Genomic DNA, 648 nt, shown 5'->3' with positions numbered 1-648 from the left:
GGCAACCATGGGTAGAACCAAGCTATCAGACTTTACGTTTCTAGCTTCATAATTCAAGAATTGAAAGCAATATAATGAATAAATTTCACATCAATATTCCAGAAACCAATACGCCTCGCGCAGTATCGCTGGTGCGCAATGGAGTTAAAATCCTTACCAAAAAAATTGAGCCGGTCAGTTCATCCTTGCAATATACCGTCAATGGCGCATAGCGCACATCGTATGCTGTAGCATCAATGCCGAGTAAAACGGTTTTTTACTCGGCATTGTTAACACCGGCAATGGCAGATCACTTCAGACTTCACTTACCACGTTTATTCGTTTCAGGGCGCTGTCGCCCTATCCAAATCGATCAGATAAGTCAGTGCATCATCACGGTTTGTCATACACATCTCCGCCTGCGGTTGCAGCGTCGCACACACCGCAGGTCGCAGCGGTGAACCGAACAGGCCGCAGCGCATCGCGGCGTCCAGATGCAGGCAGCGTACATTGGCGGGCTTCCCCTCGGGCATTCCCGGCAGCGGACTGGATATTGACGGGGCGATACAGCAGGCCCCACAGCCTGAACGACATTCCATCCTGTTTACTCGCAACGCGGGTTTAATGGCGGCTTCAGCCTAGCAAATTTGCTCGATAACACCAGTCCAA

At 50.2% G+C, this 648-nt stretch carries 1 protein-coding gene and 1 pseudogene; one reads left to right on the top strand and one right to left on the bottom strand.

The genetic code is table 11. The features are described from left to right. Positions 1 to 56: 56 nt before the first annotated feature. A pseudogene (locus J5224_RS36045) lies at positions 57 to 212 on the top strand (hypothetical protein); the annotation flags it as partial. 111 nt (positions 213 to 323) lie between these two features. Here the strand turns inward: J5224_RS36045 and J5224_RS33500 are convergent. Beyond that, complete coding sequence (locus tag J5224_RS33500; RefSeq protein WP_264629196.1) at positions 324 to 578, bottom strand: YkgJ family cysteine cluster protein; 255 nt, start codon at positions 576 to 578, stop codon at positions 324 to 326. Positions 579 to 648: the final 70 nt, after the last annotated feature.

This window comes from Candidatus Symbiopectobacterium sp. NZEC135, from assembly GCF_025962695.1.
Note: the sequence above shows the minus strand (reverse complement) of the source record. Positions and strands in the feature narration are given on the sequence as shown.

Excerpts from the sequence above, each read along its gene's own strand:
- J5224_RS33500 (WP_264629196.1), bottom strand. The coding sequence starts at position 578 with ATGGAATGTCGTTCAGGCTGTGGGGCCTGCTGTATCGCCCCGTCAATA.